This is a genomic window from Streptomyces sp. WAC05292 (assembly GCF_003949955.1).
Classification (GTDB): Bacteria; Actinomycetota; Actinomycetes; order Streptomycetales; family Streptomycetaceae; genus Streptomyces; species Streptomyces globosus.
Map to the genome: position 1 here is coordinate 39122 of NZ_RPSE01000003.1, position 19220 is coordinate 58341.

The 19220-nt window shown below is 72.4% G+C and carries 19 protein-coding genes; 12 read left to right on the forward strand and 7 right to left on the reverse strand.

Features of this window, described 5'->3' with window-relative positions:
- Positions 1-51 precede the first annotated feature (51 nt).
- A complete protein-coding gene (locus EF903_RS00800; RefSeq protein WP_125540649.1) occupies positions 52-834 on the reverse strand; it encodes an ABC transporter permease in 783 nt (260 codons plus the stop codon).
- Positions 831-1757: an ABC transporter ATP-binding protein gene (locus EF903_RS00805; protein ID WP_125540650.1), complete on the reverse strand. Its 927-nt coding sequence runs from the start codon at positions 1755-1757 to the stop codon at positions 831-833. The genes EF903_RS00800 and EF903_RS00805 overlap by 4 nt, the downstream gene beginning before the upstream one ends.
- Before the next feature lie 249 nt (positions 1758-2006).
- On the opposite strand from EF903_RS00805, the gene EF903_RS00810 reads away from it, so the two are divergent.
- The 8 genes from EF903_RS00810 (at position 2007) to EF903_RS00845 (ending at position 8603) form a co-directional block, all read left to right on the forward strand.
- The gene (locus tag EF903_RS00810; protein ID WP_125540651.1) at positions 2007-2753 is read left to right on the forward strand and encodes a metalloregulator ArsR/SmtB family transcription factor; all 747 of its coding nucleotides are present in this window, start codon (positions 2007-2009) and stop codon (positions 2751-2753) included.
- A complete protein-coding gene (sufB, locus tag EF903_RS00815; RefSeq protein WP_114057065.1) occupies positions 2750-4165 on the forward strand; it encodes a Fe-S cluster assembly protein SufB in 1416 nt (471 codons plus the stop codon). The genes EF903_RS00810 and sufB overlap by 4 nt, the downstream gene beginning before the upstream one ends.
- Before the next feature lie 79 nt (positions 4166-4244).
- Positions 4245-5423 carry a Fe-S cluster assembly protein SufD gene (sufD, locus tag EF903_RS00820; protein WP_125540652.1) on the forward strand — a complete coding sequence of 393 codons (1179 nt, stop codon included), beginning with the start codon at positions 4245-4247 and terminating at the stop codon, positions 5421-5423.
- Entirely contained in the window at positions 5423-5740 is a 318-nt protein-coding gene (locus tag EF903_RS00825; RefSeq protein WP_114057063.1) for a bifunctional 3-phenylpropionate/cinnamic acid dioxygenase ferredoxin subunit, read from the forward strand. Before sufD ends, EF903_RS00825 begins: the two co-directional genes overlap by 1 nt.
- A 7-nt stretch (positions 5741-5747) precedes the next feature.
- Positions 5748-6512, forward strand: coding sequence for a Fe-S cluster assembly ATPase SufC (sufC, locus tag EF903_RS00830; RefSeq protein ID WP_114057062.1), 765 nt, complete (start codon positions 5748-5750; stop codon positions 6510-6512).
- Positions 6509-7765, forward strand: coding sequence for a cysteine desulfurase (locus EF903_RS00835; RefSeq protein ID WP_125540653.1), 1257 nt, complete (start codon positions 6509-6511; stop codon positions 7763-7765). Before sufC ends, EF903_RS00835 begins: the two co-directional genes overlap by 4 nt.
- A gap of 35 nt (positions 7766-7800) precedes the next feature.
- Positions 7801-8262, forward strand: a complete 462-nt coding sequence (sufU, locus tag EF903_RS00840) for a Fe-S cluster assembly sulfur transfer protein SufU (protein WP_114057060.1) — start codon at positions 7801-7803, stop codon at positions 8260-8262.
- Positions 8259-8603 (forward strand): metal-sulfur cluster assembly factor, encoded by a 345-nt coding sequence (locus tag EF903_RS00845; RefSeq protein WP_007263433.1) that lies wholly within the window; start codon positions 8259-8261, stop codon positions 8601-8603. Before sufU ends, EF903_RS00845 begins: the two co-directional genes overlap by 4 nt.
- A gap of 172 nt (positions 8604-8775) precedes the next feature.
- On the opposite strand, the gene EF903_RS00850 is transcribed toward EF903_RS00845, so the two are convergent.
- The gene (locus EF903_RS00850) at positions 8776-9651 is read right to left on the reverse strand and encodes a winged helix-turn-helix transcriptional regulator (protein WP_125540654.1); all 876 of its coding nucleotides are present in this window, start codon (positions 9649-9651) and stop codon (positions 8776-8778) included.
- Between the two features lie 72 nt (positions 9652-9723).
- Between EF903_RS00850 and EF903_RS00855 the strand changes: the two genes are divergently transcribed.
- A complete protein-coding gene (locus EF903_RS00855; protein WP_260614685.1) occupies positions 9724-11010 on the forward strand; it encodes an MFS transporter in 1287 nt (428 codons plus the stop codon).
- Positions 11011-11019: 9 nt separating this feature from the next.
- Positions 11020-12000: a 2,3,4,5-tetrahydropyridine-2,6-dicarboxylate N-succinyltransferase gene (gene dapD / locus EF903_RS00860; protein ID WP_125540656.1), complete on the forward strand. Its 981-nt coding sequence runs from the start codon at positions 11020-11022 to the stop codon at positions 11998-12000.
- Positions 12001-12161: 161 nt separating this feature from the next.
- Here the strand turns inward: dapD and EF903_RS00865 are convergent, their stop codons facing one another.
- Together EF903_RS00865 and EF903_RS00870 are read right to left on the reverse strand one after the other, a co-directional pair.
- A complete protein-coding gene (locus EF903_RS00865; protein ID WP_125540657.1) occupies positions 12162-12422 on the reverse strand; it encodes a hypothetical protein in 261 nt (86 codons plus the stop codon).
- A gap of 226 nt (positions 12423-12648) precedes the next feature.
- A complete protein-coding gene (locus EF903_RS00870; protein ID WP_125540658.1) occupies positions 12649-14493 on the reverse strand; it encodes an endonuclease/exonuclease/phosphatase family protein in 1845 nt (614 codons plus the stop codon).
- A gap of 330 nt (positions 14494-14823) precedes the next feature.
- Between EF903_RS00870 and EF903_RS00875 the strand changes: the two genes are divergently transcribed.
- Entirely contained in the window at positions 14824-16485 is a 1662-nt protein-coding gene (locus EF903_RS00875) for a hypothetical protein (protein WP_125540659.1), read from the forward strand.
- 359 nt (positions 16486-16844) lie between these two features.
- Positions 16845-18284 (forward strand): alkaline phosphatase PhoX, encoded by a 1440-nt coding sequence (locus EF903_RS00880; protein ID WP_125540660.1) that lies wholly within the window; start codon positions 16845-16847, stop codon positions 18282-18284.
- 31 nt (positions 18285-18315) lie between these two features.
- On the opposite strand, the gene EF903_RS00885 is transcribed toward EF903_RS00880, so the two are convergent.
- Both EF903_RS00885 and EF903_RS00890 read right to left on the reverse strand, forming a co-directional pair.
- Positions 18316-18501 (reverse strand): hypothetical protein, encoded by a 186-nt coding sequence (locus EF903_RS00885; protein ID WP_125540661.1) that lies wholly within the window; start codon positions 18499-18501, stop codon positions 18316-18318.
- Positions 18502-18614: 113 nt separating this feature from the next.
- The coding region (locus tag EF903_RS00890) for a TerD family protein (protein WP_185902482.1) at positions 18615-19220 on the reverse strand (606 nt) is incomplete at its 5' end.

Below are 19220 nucleotides of genomic sequence, written 5' to 3' on the forward strand. Positions count from 1 at the left end.
CTGTGCTGCGGCGCCCATCGTCCCCCGGGACCAACGTACGGGGCGGTGGATTCACTCCCAGCGGAAGAACCTGGCCGCGGCGCCGAGGCCCAGCGCGGCCCACGCCGCGAGGACGGCGGCGTCGCCCCACGGCATCGGCGCCCCGTACCGCAGCACCTCCCGCAGCCCCTCCGACAGCGCGGTGATCGGCAGCAGCTCCAGGACGGACTGCACGGCTCCGGGGAACTTCTCGATCGGCACGATCACCCCGCCGCCGACCAGGAGGAGCAGGAAGACCAGGTTCGCGGCGGCCAGCGTGGCCTCCGCCCTGAGGGTGCCCGCCATCAGCAGCCCCAGCCCCGAGAAGGCCGCGGTGCCCAGCAGCACCAGCAGCGCCGCCGGCAGCGCCCCGCCCTGCGGGGACCAGCCCAGTGCGAAGGCGATCGCCGTCAGCAGGGCGATCTGGAGCACCTCGGTGACCAGGACGCACAGCGTCTTGGCGGCCATGAGCGCCCAGCGCGGCAGCGGCGAGGCCCCGAGCCGCTTGAGCACTCCGTAGCGGCGGTCGAAGCCCGTGGCGATGGCCTGGCCGGTGAACGCGGTCGACATCACCGCCAGCGCGATGACGCCGGGCGCGAGGAAGTCCACGGCCTCCTCCCCGCGGGCCGCGTCGAGCGGCACGGAGACGATGTCGACGGCCGAGAACAGCACGAGCAGCATCGCCGGGATCACCACGGTCAGCAGCAGCTGCTCCCCGTTGCGCAGCAGCATCCGCGTCTCCAGCGCCGTCTGCGCGAGGACCATGCGGGACACGGGTGCGGCCCCCGGGCGGGGGGTGAACGTACCGGCGCTCATGCGCGCAGCTCCTTACCGGTCAGTTCGAGGAAGACGTCCTCGAGGGTGTGCCGCTCCACCGAGAGGCCGTCGGGCATGACCCCGTGCTGGGCGCACCAGGAGGTGACGGTCGCCAGCATCTGCGGGTCGATGTCACCGGTCACGCGGTACACGCCGGGGAGGATCTCGGCCGCCTGGGTGCCGTCCGGCAGTGCCTTGAGCAGCGAGGCCAGGTCCAGTGCGGGGCGGCCGGTGAAGCGGAGGGTGTTCTCGGCGCCGCCGCGGCACAGCTGCTCGGGGCTGCCGTGGGCGATCACCCGGCCGGCGTCGACGATCGCCACCTCGTCGGCCAGCTGCTCCGCCTCGTCCATGTGGTGGGTGGTGAGGACGACGCCGACGCCGTCGGCGCGCAGTTCCCGTACGAGCTCCCAGGTCGCCCGGCGGGCCTGCGGGTCCAGGCCCGCGGTCGGCTCGTCCAGGAAGACCAGCTCGGGGCGGCCCACCACGGCCATGGCCAGCGACAGCCGCTGCTGCTGGCCGCCGGAGAGGCGGCGGTAGGGGGTGCGGCCGCAGCTCTCCAGGCCGAGCCGCTCCACCAGCGCCGGGACGTCGAGCGGGTCGGCGTACAGCCGGGCCGTGTGCCGCAGCATCTCGACGGCGCGGGCGCCGGAGTACACGCCGCCGGACTGGAGCATGACGCCGATCCGGGGGCGCAGGGCGGAGGCCTCGCGGACCGGGTCCAGGCCGAGGACGCGGACCGTCCCTGCGTCGGGCCTCAGGTAGCCCTCGCACGTCTCGATCGTGGTGGTCTTGCCCGCGCCGTTGGGGCCGAGTACCGCGGTGACCTCGCCCCTGCGCACGGTGAGGTCGAGACCGTCCACCGCCGTCTTCGGGCCGTACCGCTTCACCAGTCCGCGGATCTGCACGGCGGGGTCGTTGCTCATGCGGGTGAGTCTACGGAGCCGCCGGGGGCGCCCGGGGCGCCGGGGCGGGGGCGCGGAGGGCGCGCGCGCAACCCCGGGCGGTGCCGTGCATCAGTGCTGGTGGGAAGGGGAGGCGGGCCGCCCCGGATCACTCTGCGTGGATATGTTAGGTGACCCTTAGTGACGGAGGACACCAGGCGTGGCGTCCGTCACGGCTTGTCGCTGCCCGACTAATTACGCAACAATGGCGTTGTGAAATACGGCGAACGGATGATCGAGACCCCCCAGGGGGAGCTCGCTACCGGGGAGCGGTCCACCCGCAACCGGGTCGCGCGCTCCATCCTGGACCACGGTCCGTCCACCGTCGCCGACCTCGCGGCGCGCCTCGGCCTCACCCAGGCCGCAGTCCGCCGCCACCTGGACACCCTGGTCACCGACGGCGTCGTCGAAGCCCGCGAACAGCGGGTCTACGGCGCGCGCACCCGGGGCCGGCCCGCCAAGGTCTTCGCCCTCACCGACTGCGGCCGCGACGCCTTCGACCAGTCGTACGACTCACTCGCCGCGGACGCCCTGCGCTGGATCGCGCAGTCCGCCGGCGGCGGCGAGCAGGGCGAGGCCGCCGTGGCCGCCTTCGCGCGGGCCCGCATGGAGGCGCAGGCCGAGGCCTACCGCGCGTCCGTCGAGGCCGCCGCCCCCGAAGACCGCACCGAGGCCCTCGCCAGGGCGCTGACCGCGGACGGGTACGCTGCCACGGCGAAGAGCGCTCCCGGTCCGCACAGCGGCGAACAGCTCTGCCAGCACCACTGCCCGGTGGCCCACGTGGCCGGGCAGTTCCCGCAGCTCTGCGAGGCGGAGACCGAGGTCTTCTCCCGCCTGCTCGGGACCCATGTGCAGCGCCTCGCCACCATCGCCCACGGCGACGGGGTGTGCACGACGTTCATCCCGCGCGGCGCGGGCACAGCACCACAGTCCAACTCATCAGCATCTGCAAGCACGGCCGGGAGGAACCCCGCATGACCACGGAGACTGCTCACCCTGAGCTCGAGGGTCTGGGCAACTACGAGTACGGCTGGGCCGACTCCGACGCGGCCGGCCAGGCGGCGAAGCGAGGCCTGTCCGAAGACGTCGTCCGGGACATCTCGGCGAAGAAGAACGAGCCCGAGTGGATGCTGAAGCTCCGCCTCAAGGGCCTCAAGCTCTTCGACAAGAAGCCCATGCCGACCTGGGGCTCCGACCTCTCGGGCATCGACTTCGACAACATCAAGTACTTCGTGCGGTCCACCGAGAAGCAGGCCGAGTCCTGGGAGGACCTGCCGGAGGACATCAAGAACACGTACGACAAGCTCGGCATCCCGGAGGCGGAGAAGCAGCGCCTCGTCGCCGGTGTCGCGGCCCAGTACGAGTCCGAGGTCGTCTACCACCAGATCCGCGAGGACCTGGAGGCCCAGGGCGTCATCTTCCTCGACACCGACACCGCCCTGAAGGAGCACCCGGAGCTCTTCCAGGAGTACTTCGGCACCGTCATCCCGGTCGGCGACAACAAGTTCGCGTCGCTGAACACCGCCGTCTGGTCCGGCGGCTCCTTCATCTACGTGCCCAAGGGCGTCCACGTGGACATCCCGCTCCAGGCCTACTTCCGCATCAACACGGAGAACATGGGCCAGTTCGAGCGGACGCTGATCATCGTGGACGAGGACGCCTACGTCCACTACGTCGAGGGCTGCACCGCCCCCATCTACTCCTCCGACTCGCTGCACAGCGCCGTCGTCGAGATCATCGTGAAGAAGGGCGGCCGCTGCCGCTACACCACGATCCAGAACTGGTCGAACAACGTCTACAACCTGGTCACCAAGCGCGCCGTGGCCTACGAGGGCGCGACCATGGAGTGGATCGACGGCAACATCGGCTCCAAGGTCACGATGAAGTACCCGGCCGTCTACCTCATGGGCGAGCACGCCAAGGGCGAGACCCTGTCCATCGCCTTCGCGGGCGAGGGCCAGCACCAGGACGCCGGCTCCAAGATGGTCCACATGGCGCCGAACACCTCCTCGAACATCGTCTCCAAGTCGGTGGCGCGCGGCGGCGGCCGCACCTCCTACCGCGGCCTGGTCGAGATCGGCGAGGGAGCCGCCGGCTCCAAGAGCAACGTCCTCTGCGACGCCCTGCTGGTCGACACGGTCTCCCGCTCGGACACGTACCCGTACGTGGACGTCCGCGAGGACGACGTGACCATGGGCCACGAGGCGACCGTCTCCAAGGTCTCCGACGACCAGCTCTTCTACCTGATGCAGCGCGGCATGACCGAGTTCGAGGCCATGGCCATGATCGTGCGCGGCTTCGTCGAGCCCATCGCCAAGGAGCTGCCGATGGAGTACGCGCTGGAGCTGAACCGGCTGATCGAGCTCCAGATGGAGGGCTCGGTCGGCTGACCCCGGCCGCGCGGCGGACCTCCGGCGCAATCTTTGACGTAGGCAGTGTTCTTTCAAGAGAGTGAGCAACACGACAGCCATGGCTGAGGCTCAGAACATCCCGGTGGGCTCCACCACCGCCGGCTCGATCGCGGTGGCCGCGGAGTCCACCGTCGCCACCCGGATGAGCGCGCCGCCGTCCTTCGACGTGGCGGACTTCCCCATCCCGCACGGCCGGGAGGAGGAGTGGCGCTTCACCCCGCTGGGCCGGCTGCGCGGCCTGCACGACGGCACCGCCGTCGCGGACGGCACCATGAAGGCCCAGATCGACGCGCCCGAGGGCGTCACCGTCGAGACGGTCGAGCGCGGCGACGAGCGCATCGGCAAGGCCGGCACCCCGGTGGACCGGGTCGCCGCCCAGGCCTTCTCCTCCTTCGCCAAGGCCACGGTCGTCACCGTGCCCAAGGAGACCGTGCTCACCGAGCCGATCCGCGTCGCCCTGCACGGCGAGGGCGGCACGACCTTCGGCCACACCGTCTTCGACATCAAGCCGTTCGCCGAGGCGATCATCGTCATCGACCACACCGGTGACGGCGTCCGCGCCGCCAACGTCGACATCCTCGTCGGCGACGGCGCCAAGGTGACCTTCGTGTCGGTCCAGGACTGGGACGACACCGCCGTCCACACCTCGCAGCACAACGCGCTGCTCGGCCGCGACGCGACCTTCAAGTCCGTCGTCGTGACCTTCGGCGGCGACCTCGTCCGCATCCACCCGCGCGTGCGCTACGCCGGCCCCGGCGGCGAGGCCGAGCTGCTCGGCGTCTACTTCACCGACTCCGGCCAGCACCAGGAGCACCGCCTCCTCGTCACGCACGACGCCCCGCACTGCAAGTCCCACGTGGTCTACAAGGGCGCCCTGCAGGGCCAGGACGCCCACGCGGTCTGGATCGGCGACGTCCTCATCGAGAAGAGCGCCGAGGGCACCGACACCTACGAGATGAACCGCAACCTCGTCCTCACGGACGGCGCGCGGGTCGACTCCGTCCCCAACCTGGAGATCGAGACCGGCGAGATCGTCGGCGCCGGCCACGCCTCCGCGACCGGCCGCTTCGACGACGAGCAGCTCTTCTACCTCCAGGCCCGCGGCATCCCGGCCGACGAGGCCCGCCGCCTCGTGGTCCGCGGCTTCTTCGCGGAACTCGTCCAGCAGATCGGTGTCGACGACATCGAGGAGCGCCTGATCGCCAAGATCGAGGCAGAGCTCGAGGCGTCCGTCTGATGACGTACGTCAAGGCCTGTGCGCTCAGCGAGCTGGAGGAGAACACCCCCAAGCGGGTGGAGCTCGACGGCACGCCGGTGTCCATCGTCGCCACCGAGGGATCGGTGTACGCGATCAACGACATCTGCTCGCACGCGAACGTCTCCCTCTCGGAGGGAGAGGTCGAGGACTGCATGATCGAGTGCTGGCTGCACGGGTCGGCGTTCGACCTGCGCACCGGCAAGCCGTCCGGGCTGCCCGCGACGCGCCCCGTTCCCGTATACCCCGTAAAGATCGAAGGGGACGACGTGCTCGTCTCCCTCACCCAGGAGTCCTGAGGCACCCATGGCAACGCTTGAAATCCACGACCTGCACGTCTCCGTCGAGGCGGAGAACGGCGCCCGCGAGATCCTCAAGGGTGTCGACCTCACCGTCAAGCAGGGTGAGACGCACGCCATCATGGGCCCCAACGGCTCGGGCAAGTCCACCCTGGCGTACTCCCTCGCAGGCCACCCGAAGTACACCATCACCGGTGGCACGGTGACCCTCGACGGCGAGGACGTCCTGGAGATGTCCGTCGACGAGCGCGCCCGCGCCGGTGTCTTCCTCGCCATGCAGTACCCGGTCGAGGTCCCCGGCGTCTCGGTCTCCAACTTCCTGCGCACCTCCGCCACCGCCGTCCGCGGCGAGGCGCCCAAGCTGCGCACCTGGGTGAAGGAGGTCAAGGAGGCCATGGCCCGTCTGCAGATGGACCCCGCCTTCGCCGAGCGCAACGTGAACGAGGGCTTCTCCGGCGGTGAGAAGAAGCGCCACGAGATCCTCCAGCTGGAGCTCCTGAAGCCGAAGATCGCGATCCTCGACGAGACGGACTCCGGCCTGGACGTCGACGCCCTGCGCATCGTCTCCGAGGGCGTCAACCGCGTCCGCGAGTCCGGCGAGGTCGGCACCCTGCTGATCACCCACTACACGCGCATCCTGCGCTACATCAAGCCCGACTTCGTGCACGTCTTCGCCAACGGGCGCATCGCCGAGTCCGGCGGCGCCGAGCTGGCCGACCAGCTCGAGGCCGAGGGCTACGACAAGTACGTGAAGGGTGGCGCAACGGCGTGACACAGCTGCCCGGCCTCCTCGACATCGAGGCGATCCGCAAGGACTTCCCCCTGCTGGATCGCGTGGTCCACGACGGGAAGAAGATCGTCTACCTGGACAACGCGGCGACCTCGCAGAAGCCGCGCCAGGTACTCGACGCGCTGAACGCCTACTACGAACGGCACAACGCCAACGTCCACCGGGGCGTGCACGTGCTCGCCGAGGAGGCCACGGCACTGTACGAAGGCGCCCGCGACAAGGTCGCCGCCTTCGTCAACGCGCCGAGCCGCGACGAGGTGATCTTCACGAAGAACGCCTCCGAGTCGCTCAACCTGGTCGCGAACATGCTCGGCTGGGCCGACGAGCCCTACCGGGTCGACCGCGACACCGAGATCGCCATCACGGAGATGGAGCACCACTCCAACATCGTGCCGTGGCAGCTGCTCTCGCAGCGCACCGGCGCGAAGCTGAAGTGGTTCGGCCTCACCGACGACGGCCGGCTCGACCTGTCCAACATCGAAGAGGTCATCACGGAGAAGACGAAGATCGTCTCCTTCACGCTGGTCTCCAACATCCTGGGCACGATCAACCCGGTCGAGACGATCGTCCGGCGGGCGCAGGAGGTCGGCGCGCTCGTGCTGATCGACGCCTCGCAGGCCGCCCCGCACATGCCTCTGGACGTCCAGGCCCTCGGCGCCGACTTCGTGGCCTTCACCGGCCACAAGATGTGCGGCCCGACCGGCATCGGCGTCCTGTGGGGCCGCCAGGAGCTCCTGGAGGACCTGCCTCCGTTCCTCGGCGGCGGCGAGATGATCGAGACCGTCTCGATGCACTCCTCGACGTACGCCCCGGCGCCCCACAAGTTCGAGGCGGGCACGCCCCCGATCGCGCAGGCCGTCGGCCTCGGCGCGGCCGTGGACTACCTCACCTCGATCGGCATGGACAAGATCGCCGCACACGAGCACGCGATCACCGAGTACGCCGTCCGGCGCCTGCTGGAGGTCCCCGACCTGCGCATCATCGGCCCGATGACGGCCGAGGACCGCGGAGCCGCGATCTCCTTCACGCTCGGCGACATCCACCCGCACGACGTGGGCCAGGTCCTCGACGAGCAGGGCATCGCCGTCCGCGTGGGCCACCACTGCGCGCGGCCGGTCTGCCTGCGGTACGGAATTCCTGCGACCACGCGGGCGTCTTTCTACCTGTACTCCTCTCCGGCCGACGTCGACGCGCTGGTCGACGGGCTGGAGCACGTACGCAACTTCTTCGGCTGACCGGGGAAGACGAGGGTGACGAAGACGGAGCCGCAGTGAAGCTGGATTCGATGTACCAGGAGCTGATCCTGGACCACTACAAGCACCCGCACGGGCGCGGCCTGCGCGAGGGCGACGCCGAGGTGCACCACGTCAACCCGACGTGCGGCGACGAGATCACGCTGCGCGTGAAGTACGACGGGGAGACGCTCGCCGACGTCTCCTACGAGGGCCAGGGCTGCTCCATCAGCCAGGCCAGCGCGTCCGTGCTGAACGAGCTGCTCGTGGGGAAGAAGCTGTCCGAGGCGCAGCGGATCCAGGAGACCTTCCTGGAGCTGATGCAGTCCAAGGGCAAGATCGAGCCCGACGAGGCCATGGAGGAGGTGCTGGAGGACGCGGTCGCGTTCGCCGGCGTCTCGAAGTACCCCGCGCGGGTGAAGTGCGCCCTGCTGAGCTGGATGGCGTGGAAGGACGCGACGGCCCAGGTGCTGGGCGACGCGGAGAGGAAGACGGCATGACCGAGAACGCGACCCCCGAGGCGTCGATCAAGCCGGCCACCGAGGAGGAGGTCCGCGAGGCCCTCTACGACGTGGTCGACCCCGAGCTGGGCATCGACGTCGTCAATCTGGGCCTGATCTACGGCATCCACATCGACGACGCGAACATCGCCACCCTGGACATGACGCTGACGTCCGCGGCCTGCCCGCTGACCGACGTCATCGAGGACCAGGCGAAGTCGGCGACCGAGGGCATCGTCAACGAGCTGCGCATCAACTGGGTGTGGATGCCGCCGTGGGGTCCGGACAAGATCACGGACGACGGCCGCGAGCAGCTGCGCGCGCTCGGCTTCAACGTCTGAGCCGTCCGACGGCGACACGGGAAGGACCCCCGGCACAGGGCGTGTGCCGGGGGTCCTTCCCTTTCCGTGCGGGGAGGCCGTGCACGGGCGTGCGCATCGGTCGGCCGGAAGGGCCACGGCCGGGAGGGTCCCGTGCGGAAGGGTCCCGGCCGAACGGGTCCGGCCGGGCCGGTCAGGCCGCGGCCCGGACCGCCGCGAGGGCCGCGCCGACGCTCGCCTCGATGTCGGTGATCGGGTAGAGCACCTCGCGGACGGTCCGCTCCCGGTCCACGACCAGCGTCAGCCGCTTGATCCGGATCTGCCCCGCCCGGAACGTCGGCAGCCGCAGCGCCGTCGTCAGCGTCAGGCCGGCGTCCGACAGGAGGGGGAAGCGCAGCTTCTCCGCCTCCGCGAACTCCCGCTGCTCGTCGGGCCGCTGGGTGGAGACGCCGTGCACGGCGGCGCCGGCCGCCGCGAACTCCGCGAGCTGGTCGCGATACGTGCAGGACTCCAGGGTGCAGCCCTTGGCCCCCGGGATCCCCGCCCAGCCGGGCGGGTAGGCGTCGGCGCGCGCGTAGGCTCCGGGGAAGCAGTACAGCACCGTGAACGGCCGGGTGGCGTCCACCGGGTCGCGCAGTTCGCCGAAGCGGTCCGGCAGCAGCATCTCGGGCAGGCGCGTGTCCTTCAGCGCGTTGACCCGGGCCGCCTCGCGCGAGGCCTCGTCCGTCGTGGCGGTCATCTCTCCGTCTCCCAGGACCCATGTGTCTCCCCAGTCCTGGAGGGCCACCAGGACCGGCAGCAGCCCCCGCCCGCGCGGGGTCAGCCGGTACTCGTGCCGCACCGGGCGCTCCTGGTACGGCTCGCGCGTCAGCACCCCGGCCTCGACCAGCAGCCTGAGCCGCTCGGCCAGCACCTTGCGGGAGACGCCCAGCTCGCGCTGGAGCTCCTCGAACCGGTGCAGGCCGCGGGCCGTGTCGCGCACGATCAGCAGCGTCCACCAGTCGCCCACGACGTCGAGGGCCTGGGCGATCGCGCAGTCGGCGTCGCCGAGGTGTGTGCGCTGGGCCATGGGAACTCCTTCGTCCGTTGACCCAAGGCTGTCATGCTGACATAGTCCGTTCCCAAAAGGAACTTACCCCGTGTGGGCGGGGTCCGGGGGGAGTGGGCGGGCGTGCCGAAGGCCTTCAAGGACGTGCCGAGAGAGGTGTGGCTGCTGGCGGCCGGCGTGTTCGCCAACGCCGTCGTCAGCTTCACCTTCGTCTTCGTGTTCCTGTACCTGACCGGCCCCCGCGGCCTCGGGACCGCCCAGGCGGGCCTGGTCACCGGCCTCGGCGGGGTCGGCCTGGTCGCGGGGAACCTGACCGGCGGCTGGTACGGCGACCGGTTCGGCCACCGCCGGGTGCTGCTCGCCGCGTCCACCGCGGCCGGGGTGGTCCTGGCGTCGTTCCCGCTGCTGCCGGGGCCGGTGCTGTGCGCCGCGCTGCCGCTCGCCCAGTACGCCGCGGGCGTCGTCCGCGCGGCGAACGCGGCGCTCGTCGCCGTGACCGTCCCCGAGGGGGCCCGCCGCCAGGCCTTCGCCGTCGTGCGGTCCGCCTCCAACGGCGGGTTCGTCGTCGGGCCGCCGCTGGGCGCGCTGGTCGCGACCGGGCTCTCGTACGACTGGCTCTTCGTCGCCGACGGCCTCGGGACGCTCTTCTTCGCCGTGTGGACCGCCCGTGTCGTCCCCGCGCGCGGCGCCTCCCGGGCGGCGGCCGCGGGGGCCGCGGGGGCCGGCGGCGGCCGGCCGGGGCGCAGCCTGTGGCGGGAGCTACGGGAGCGGCCCGCGGTGCTGGTGGTGCTCGGCGGGGTGCTGGTCACCGACCTCGTCTACCGCCAGCAGTACGGCACCTTCCCCGTCTTCCTCGCGGACCACGGCCTCGACGCCGCCGACTTCGGCTTCGTCATCGCCCTGAACGGCGCCGTGGTACTGCTGCTGGAGCTGCCGGCCGCAGCGCTGCTGCGCGACCGGCCGCCGCTGCTGGTCATCGGCGCCGGGCTGGTGCTCGTCGGCGCCGGATACGCCGCGCTGCTGCCCGGCGCGGGGATGGCCACCGCCGCCCTGATGATCGTCCTGCTCAGCCTCGGGGAGATCCTCTACAAGACCACCGCCACCGCCTACGTCGCCGACCGGGCGCCCGAGCACGCGGCCGGGCGGTTCCAGAGCCTCTACGCGGGCGCCTCCGTCAGCGGCACCGTCCTCGGGCCGCCGCTCGGCGGGGCCCTGTACGCGGCGGCGCCCGGCCTGCTGTGGCCGGTGTGCGCGGCGCTCGCCGGAGGCGCGGGCGCGGCCGTCCTGTACGCCGGGAGGCGCCGGGCGCGCGGGCCGGCGGGGCGCGACGCACGCCCGGCACATGAGACCGGTTCGCCCCCGCGTGCCGTCGCCGGTTAGGTTTCCGACATGACTGCCACGCGTACCACCGGCGCCGTCGCCGCCGGACTTGCCACCCTCGCCGCCGACGGCACCGTTCTCGACACCTGGTTCCCCGCCCCCGCGCTCGCCGACGAGCCCGGCCCGGCCGGCACCGAGCGCCTCACCGCCGAGCAGGCCGTGGAGCTGCTGGGCGCCGCCGCGGCCCAGGCGATCCGCAAGGACGAGGTCCGCGGAGTCGAGATCGTAGCCGTCCGCACCGTGATCGCCTCCCTGGAGGACAAGCCGCTCGACGCGCACGACGCCTACCTGCGCCTGCACCTCCTCAGCCACCGCCTGGTCAAGCCGCACGGCCAGAACCTCGACGGCGTCTTCGGCCTCCTCGCCAACACCGCCTGGACCTCGCTCGGCCCCGTCGCCGTCGACCAGGTCGAGACGGTGCGCCTGAACGCGCGCGCCGCGGGCCTGCACCTCCAGGTCACCTCGATCGACAAGTTCCCGCGGATGACGGACTACGTGGCCCCCAAGGGCGTGCGCATCGCCGACGCGGACCGGGTCCGCCTGGGCGCGCACCTCGCCGAGGGCACCACCGTCATGCACGAGGGCTTCGTCAACTTCAACGCCGGCACGCTCGGCACGTCCATGGTCGAGGGCCGCATCTCCGCGGGCGTCGTCATCGGCGACGGCTCCGACATCGGCGGCGGCGCGTCCACCATGGGCACCCTCTCCGGCGGCGGCAAGCAGATCATCTCGATCGGCGAGCGCTGCCTGATCGGCGCCGAGGCGGGCGTCGGCATCGCGCTGGGCGACGAGTGCATCGTCGAGGCCGGGCTGTACGTCACCGCGGGCACCCGCGTGACGCTGCCGGACGGCCAGATCGTCAAGGCGCTGGAGCTGTCCGGCGCCAGCAACATCCTCTTCCGCCGCAACTCGGTCACGGGCACCGTGGAGGCCCGGCCGAACAACGCGGTCTGGGGCGGCCTGAACGAGGTCCTGCACAGCCACAACTGAGGCAGGCGGCAACCGGGTCCGCGGGCGCTCCCTCCCCGAGCGGGGGAGCGCCCGCGGGCGTGTCCGGGGCCGGACGGGCCGGCTCGGCCGCCGGGGCGGCCGTCGGCGCAGGTACGGGGGCCGGCGCGGGGGCGCCGTGGGTGTGTGGGCGGCGCGGCCGGTCAGCGCAGGGCGATGGTGCGGACGAGGCCCGCGAAGGCCTCCTCCTCCGCCTCGGTCAGCTCGACCGTCTCCAGCGGGTGCCCCGCCGCGACCCGTTGGGCGGGGAGGGCCGCCAGGCCCTCGGGGGCGGCGGCGACGGGCTCGGGACGGTGCAGCCGGGCGCCCCACAGCATGCGGCCGAAGCCGGCCACCCACGCGAGTGCGACCAGGAAGAGGACGGCGAGGCCGGCCTCCTGGGCGAGGGAGACGGAGGGGAACACGCGGTCCTCCTGAAGGACGGGGGACAAGATCGAGCGTGGGGATACTCAACACCACAACCCGGGTCGAATGGGCCATGATGTGTCGAGCGTCACTCCAGGGACCAAACTCCCCATCTCGCCCACGAGGCCGCCGCTCCCCTCCCCCCGAACGCCGCGGGGCCCGACCGCGCCGGCCCCCGGGCGGGGGACGGAGAAGGCGGTCGGGCCCCGGTTCACCTGCCCGCCGTCACGGGCGGAAGCGCAGGACCTGCGGGTCGTGGTCGCTGTTCTGCACCGCGAACTCCGCGTTGATGTGCACGCTGTCGTACGTGTACGACTTGATCGCCGGGCTGACCAGGATCTGGTCCAGCACCTGGGCGTTGCCCTGGAAGACGTACGAGTACCGCTCCGACTTCGGCAGCGACTTGATCGCCGAGTACAGCGCGCCGCCGTCCTCCAGCGCCTTCGTCGTCTCCGAGAACTCGAAGTCGTTGATGTCGCCGAGGGCGAGGACGCGGGCGTTCTTGTCGGCCGCCAGCAGCTGCTTGACGAAGGCGTTCACCGACTGCGCCTGCTGCAGGCGCTTGGCCTCGGAGGAGCGCAGCGGCGGCTGGTGGTGGGAGGTCAGGCCCTCGTCGCCGCCCTTCGAACCGAAGTGGTTGGCGATCACGAAGACCGTCCGGCCGCGGAAGACGAACTCGCCCGCGAGCGGCTTGCGGCTGTCCTGCCACGCCGGGTTCGCCGGGTCGATGCGGCCGGGGGAGTGCGTGAGGGCCGCGCGGCCCTGGAGCGTGGTCACGCCCGTCGCGGTGGCGGCGTCGCCGGCGGCGCGGTCCGTGAAGGACACGCGGGCCGGGTTGAAGAGGAACACCTGGCGGATGTTGCCGCCGGGCTCGCCGCCGTCCTTGTTGTTCTCCGGGTTGACGGTGCGCCACTGGTAGGACGGGCCGCCGGCCGCGGCGATGGCCGCCGTGAACTTGGAGAGGGTCTGCTCGGCGGAGACGGTGCCGTCGTTCTTGGCGCCGTTGTCGTCCTGGATCTCCTCCAGGGCCAGGATGTCGGGGGAGGCGAGGTTCTCCACGACCGCCTTGGCGAGCGCGTCGAACTTCTCCTGCGGGTCGCCCGGGTCGAGGTTCTCGACGTTGTACGTGGCGACCGCGAGCTCGCCCTGCGCCTGCGCCTTGGTCTTCTCCCGGGCGAGGGTGCCCTTGGCGACGGTGCCGAGGGTGCGCGCGACGAGCGTGTAGCCGCCGAACTGGTTGTAGTCCATCGGGCCCTCGGTGGTGCCCGTCAGCTTGTCGCCGACGTTGGCCTCCGGGAACGGCTGCTGGGCGAGGGGCGCGAGCTGCTGCACCTTCAGCCGGCCCGTGTTCTGGGCCTCGTAGGAGCCGTAGACGGTGCCGCCGCGCTTGTTGCTGTTCTCCCAGCCCTTGACGGTGACCCACAGCTCGCCGTGCTGCGCGGAGCTGGCGCCGACGACGCGCGAGTTGCGGATGGAGACGTTCATGCCCTCCAGCGCCTCGTAGAGGTCGAGGGCGTAGTGCGAGGGCTCCAGGGTGAGGCCGTTGATGCTGCCGCCGGCGGCCGGGTCGCCCGCGGGCGCGTACGCCGCGGGAACGGTGTACTCGTTGACTGCGACGGCCTCGGGGAGGGCGTTGCCCGAGGAGACCACGGTCACGGCGGGCTTCGATATCTGGGTGATCGACTGGTTGCCCGAGTTGGCCCCGCCGGGGACGTACTCGCCGACCAGGCCCGAGACCTTGACCGCGTCGCCGACGGCGACCGTCGGGGCGGAGCCGGTGAAGACGAAGACGCCCTCGCTGGTGGCGTCGTCGTCGTCGGTGTCGGGGTCCTGCATCCAGAAGCCGCGCGAGCCGTAGGTGCGCACGCCGGTGACGATGCCCGCGACGTCGGCGACCTGCTTGCCGTTCAGGGGGGAAATCCGGGTGGTGCCCTGGATGTCGTGGATGCGTACCGCCTCGGCGGACGCGGTGCCTTCGGCGGCGTCGGCGGTACCCGCCAGCAGGCCGGTGGCCAGGGCGCTGGCGACGACGGCCGCGACGGCGGCGGAACGGGAATGCGAGGAGCGCATGGTCAAGGAACTCCGGTGTGTGGAGGAGTGGAGCGGAGGGGGCGTACGCGGTGCTCGTACGTGGTGCGTGGTGCGTGTGAACCGGCGGGAATTCTGCGGTGGTCGACGGCCCCCGGCCGCGGGTCCGCAGGCTCCCGAGGGGTCCCCCGATGTCTACGCGCGTCAATTTCCTGCGTGGCCAGGGACGTTGTCAAGACCTCCAGGGCATCTGGAAGGCGACTGTGAGATGAACCAAACAAGCGGCGCCGGACACGTCCGAAATGCGTCTACTGTGGGGCGCCGGAGGGCCGCGGAGGCGCGGCCGCACACCACCGGCGAGGAGACCGCCCCATGCCCGCACAGCCGCACGAAACGCTGCCGCCGGTCCGGCTGCCGTCCGAGGCGGAACTCGCCCGCGACGCGCTCGCCGCCCCGCTCTTCGCCGCAGCGGTGCGGCTGGCCCGCTGGGCGGGCGCCGGCACGCAGGTCGATGACGCCGGCGAACTCCCGCCCGCCCGACTCCCGGAGGCCGCGGCCGCGCTCGGCCTCGACCCGCAGGACCCGGACGCGGGGGCGCACGCGAGCCGGGCATGGCGGGTCGCCCTGGACACGGGCCTCGTCGAACTGACGGGACAGCCGGACGGCTCCGGGGCGGCGGAAGCGGGCGGAGCGGGGCAGGGCGCAGCGGACGGCAGCGGAACGGAACATGACGGGGCGAAGGCGGCTGGACCGGGGCGCGGCGGGACCGGCGGCACCGGCGGCACCGGCGGCACCGGCGGCACCGGCACGGGCCGTGCCGGGACAGCCGGTGCGGCGCCGTACGCGACGGCCGCGGCCGGCGAGGAACTCGCCCTGGTGATCGGCGGGGCCCCCGCCGACGTGCTCGGCATGTGGCTCGCCGCCTGCGACGCCGTCCTCGCGGATGCGGCCGTTCCTGACCTCGACGGCCTCGTGGACGCCCTGGGCGAGGGCGGAGTCATCGACTTCGACCGGCTCGACTGGAACCCGCAGCGCGAAGCGGACCTCCTCGACGCCGTCCTCGCCGACCTCTACCTCCTCACCGCCGGCGGTCGCGGCACGTCCGGCGGCACGGTCCCGCTGCCGGTCCTCGCCGCCTCCGTGGCCGCCCCGGGCGGGATCAACGGGCCCGGACCCGCCGTCCTGGAGCGGGTCGCCGGCGCGCTGATGCGGCTTGACGGGCAGTTCCGGCAGCTGGAGCCGATCGGGCTCGTCGAGTTCCGGCCCGTCGACGAGGCGGTGCTGCTGTCCCCGGACGACGAGGACCCCGCCGCCGGCCCCGCGGCCGGGGCACCCGGCGCCGGCACGGGCCTCGGGCCGGAGGACGTCTCCCGGTACGGCACCGTCCGCCTAACCCCCCTCGGCCTGTACGGGATCCGCGCCCGCCTGCTGGAGGCCGGTGTGGCCGCCCCCGCCGTCGGAGAACTGGCGGACAAGGGCGCCGACGCACTGCTCGACGCCGTCTGCGACTACCCCGAAGCCGCCGCCGAGGCGGAGATCCGGCAGTGGCTGGAGGCCCGGGAGCTCCCCGCGGCCGCCGCCGAACTCCTCGACGGGGCCCGCGGCGCCGACCCGGGCGGCCCCCTGCGCCGGCTGCGCTGCCAGCAGGCCCTCGCGGTGGCCGGCCCGCAGGCCGAACCGGCGGTCCGGGCGGTCCTGGACGACCCGGAACTCGGCGGCCTCGCCCGGGTCTGGCTGGCCGAGCAGGGCGCGGCCGACGTACCCGTACCCGACGGGGCACTGGTGTACTGGCTGGCGGTCGACACGATCGCCGCGCAGCTCGGCGGCGCCGGCGGGGAGGACGAGGCGGAGGAGCTGCCGCTGCTCATGGAGTCGCTGACGGCCCACCACGCCGGCTTCTTCGAGCAGGCGTGGCGGGTGGAGCACCCGGCGACGGCCGAGGTGCTGGAGGCGATGGGCCGCCTGCACCCGGACAAGCAGGCGGCGAAGCAGGCCCGCAAGGCGGCGTACAAGACCCGCTCGCGCCCCCACTGACCCGCTCCGGGCCCGTCGCCGCGGATCAGCGGCCGCGGCGACGGTGCGGAGGCGGAGGTTGAGCCGAGGCAGAGGCCGAGGGGCCGAGGCAGGGGCAGACCCGGCCGGCGTGCCGGGTCCTCGCCGCCGGGCGGCAGTCGGCGGTGGCCGGGTGAGTCGCGGGCAGCAGCGGCACGGGGGCGGAACCCGCCGTTCAGCGGTATGTGTCGGCCATTGCGGCGGAGGGGGAGGGGCCGCCGCCTCGGGGCGGGTACGCCAGCCGCCGTTCCTGTACGGGCGGCGGCGCCCGTACCACCGGCGCGACCCGGAGAGCCGCCACCGTACGCGCAGCGCATGCCCCCACCCTTCCTGGAGACCCCATGCCGCTCAGCCGTAGAGACTTCACCGCCCGCACCGCACTCGCCGGTGCGGGCGTCGCGCTCACCGGGGCGGTCGGCGCCCTCGCCACCGCCCCGGGGGCGCTGGCAGCCGACGACAGCCCGCAGAGTGACGCGCAGGGCAGGCCCTGCGGGCCCGGCTACGGCCCGCTCATGCCCGACCCGGCGGGCGTGCTGGCCCTGCCCGCGGGATTCCGCTACCGGATCCTCACCCACAGCGGCGTCACCACTCTGGAGTCCGGTGAGCCCACCCCCTCCCACCACGACGGGACCGCCGCCTTCGCGGGCTCCCGCGGGGTCACGCTCCTCGTCAACAACCACGAGCTGAGGGGCAGGCGGACCGACTGGGTCCGCCCCGTCCCGCTCGCCGAGGGCCTCGTCTACGACCCGGCCGCGGCTGGCGGCTGCACGGTCGTCGAGGTCCGGCAGGGCGGCGAGGTCGCCGAATGGGTCGGCATCGCCGGTACGTCGACCAACTGCGCGGGCGGCGCGACCCCCTGGGGGACCTGGCTGACCTGCGAGGAGACCGAGGACCTGGCCGGCCTGAACGGCATGACGAAGGACCACGGCTACGTCTTCGAGGTGGACCCGCACGACCGGCGCGCCAACCGCGACCCGCAGCCGGTCAAGGCCTTCGGCCGCTACGCCCACGAGGCGGTCGTCATCGACCCGCGCCGCGGCCATGCCTACCTCACCGAGGACGCCTCCGGCCCCAGCGGTCTCCTCTACCGCTGGACGCCGCCCGCCGGGTTCCGGCACGGACGCGGCCGGCTGCGCGCCCTCGCCCCCGACGCCGGGGTGCTCGCCGCCGCCAAGTGCTTCGACAGCCGGGGCCGTTTCGTCGACGACCTGACGCGCGCCACGCGGACCGGCACCGTCTACGGCGTCGACTGGGTGGAGGTCCCGGACCGCGACGCGCGGACCCGGCCGGTCCGCCGTCAGTTCGGCGAAGGCGCGGTGACGCGCGGCCGCAAGCTGGAGGGCATGTGGTGGGGGGACGGCGGCGCCTACTTCGTGTCCTCGTTCGCCCGCTCGGAGAGCCCCGGCGCGGCCCATGACGGCCAGGTGTGGTTCTACGACCCGAAGCGGCGCACGGTCAGGCTGGAAGTGCTGTTCGGCGTGAACCCCGACCCGTCCCGCGGCGGCGCGGCCGACGGGCCCGACAACATCACCGTGTCCCCGTACGGCGGCCTGATCGTCGCCGAGGACGGCGAGGGGATCCAGCACCTCTTCGGAGCCACAGAATCCGGGCGCACCTACCCGCTGGCGCGCAACGAGCTGAACATCGGGACGGCCGAGCGGCCCGAGTACTCCGAGTTCACGGGCGTCTGCTTCTCCCCGGACGGGCGCACCCTGTTCGCGTGCCTCCAGAACCCCGGGATCATGCTCGCCGTCACAGGCCCCTGGCGGCGCGCGCACTGAGCGCACGGCCGGCGGCTGCGCCGCCGCCCCTTCACTGGGCGGCGGCGACCTCGACGTCCTCGGCGCGGACGGCGTTGGCCCATTGCTCGAGCAGGAACTCGTACGCCTCGGAGGGCCACTCTCCGTCCACCCTGGACTCGACGAGGTACCGGATCGCCTCGTTCGCCTCGGCGGCGGACGGGCGGGCGGGACCCGCGGGCCGGAGTGAGCTGTTCATGCTTCCAAGGCTACGGGCGGGCACGGACAGTCACCCCCGCTTTTCGGGTGCGATCCATCACCTCGCCGGCTGCCCCCACCGCCCGCGGTGGCTCCGCGTACCCGCCCACCTGCTCAGAGTGCGTCCGCGCCGGGCTTGACCATGCCGCGCACTGTGCGGGACTTCACAAAGTCGCCCATGGCCGTCATCTCCCATTCGCCCGAGAACTGCCGGATCAGCTTCGCCATCATCACCCCCGTCTGCGGCTCGGCGCCGGTGAGGTCGAAGCGGACGAGCTCCTCGCCGGTGGCGGCGTCGATGAGGCGGCAGTAGGCCTTGGCGACTTCGGTGAACTTCTGGCCGGAGAACGAGTTCACGGTGAAGACCAGGCCGGTCGCCTCCGCGGGCAGCCGGCCGAGGTCGACGGTGATCACCTCGTCGTCGCCGGCGCCCTCACCGGTGAGGTTGTCACCGGAGTGCTTGACGGCGCCGCCCAGGATCGACAGCCGGCCGAAGTAGCAGCTGTCGATGTGGTTGCGCTGCGGGCCGTACGCGATGACGGAGGCGTCCAGGTCGATGTCGCGGCCGCGGAAGGCGGGCTCCCAGCCGAGGCCCATCTTCACCTGCGCGAGCAGCGGTTTGCCGTGCTTGACGAGGGAGACGGTCTGGTTCTTCTGCAGGCTGACGCGGCCCTTGTCCAGGTTGATCTTCCCGGTGCCGGCGGCGGCAGGGGCGGGGGC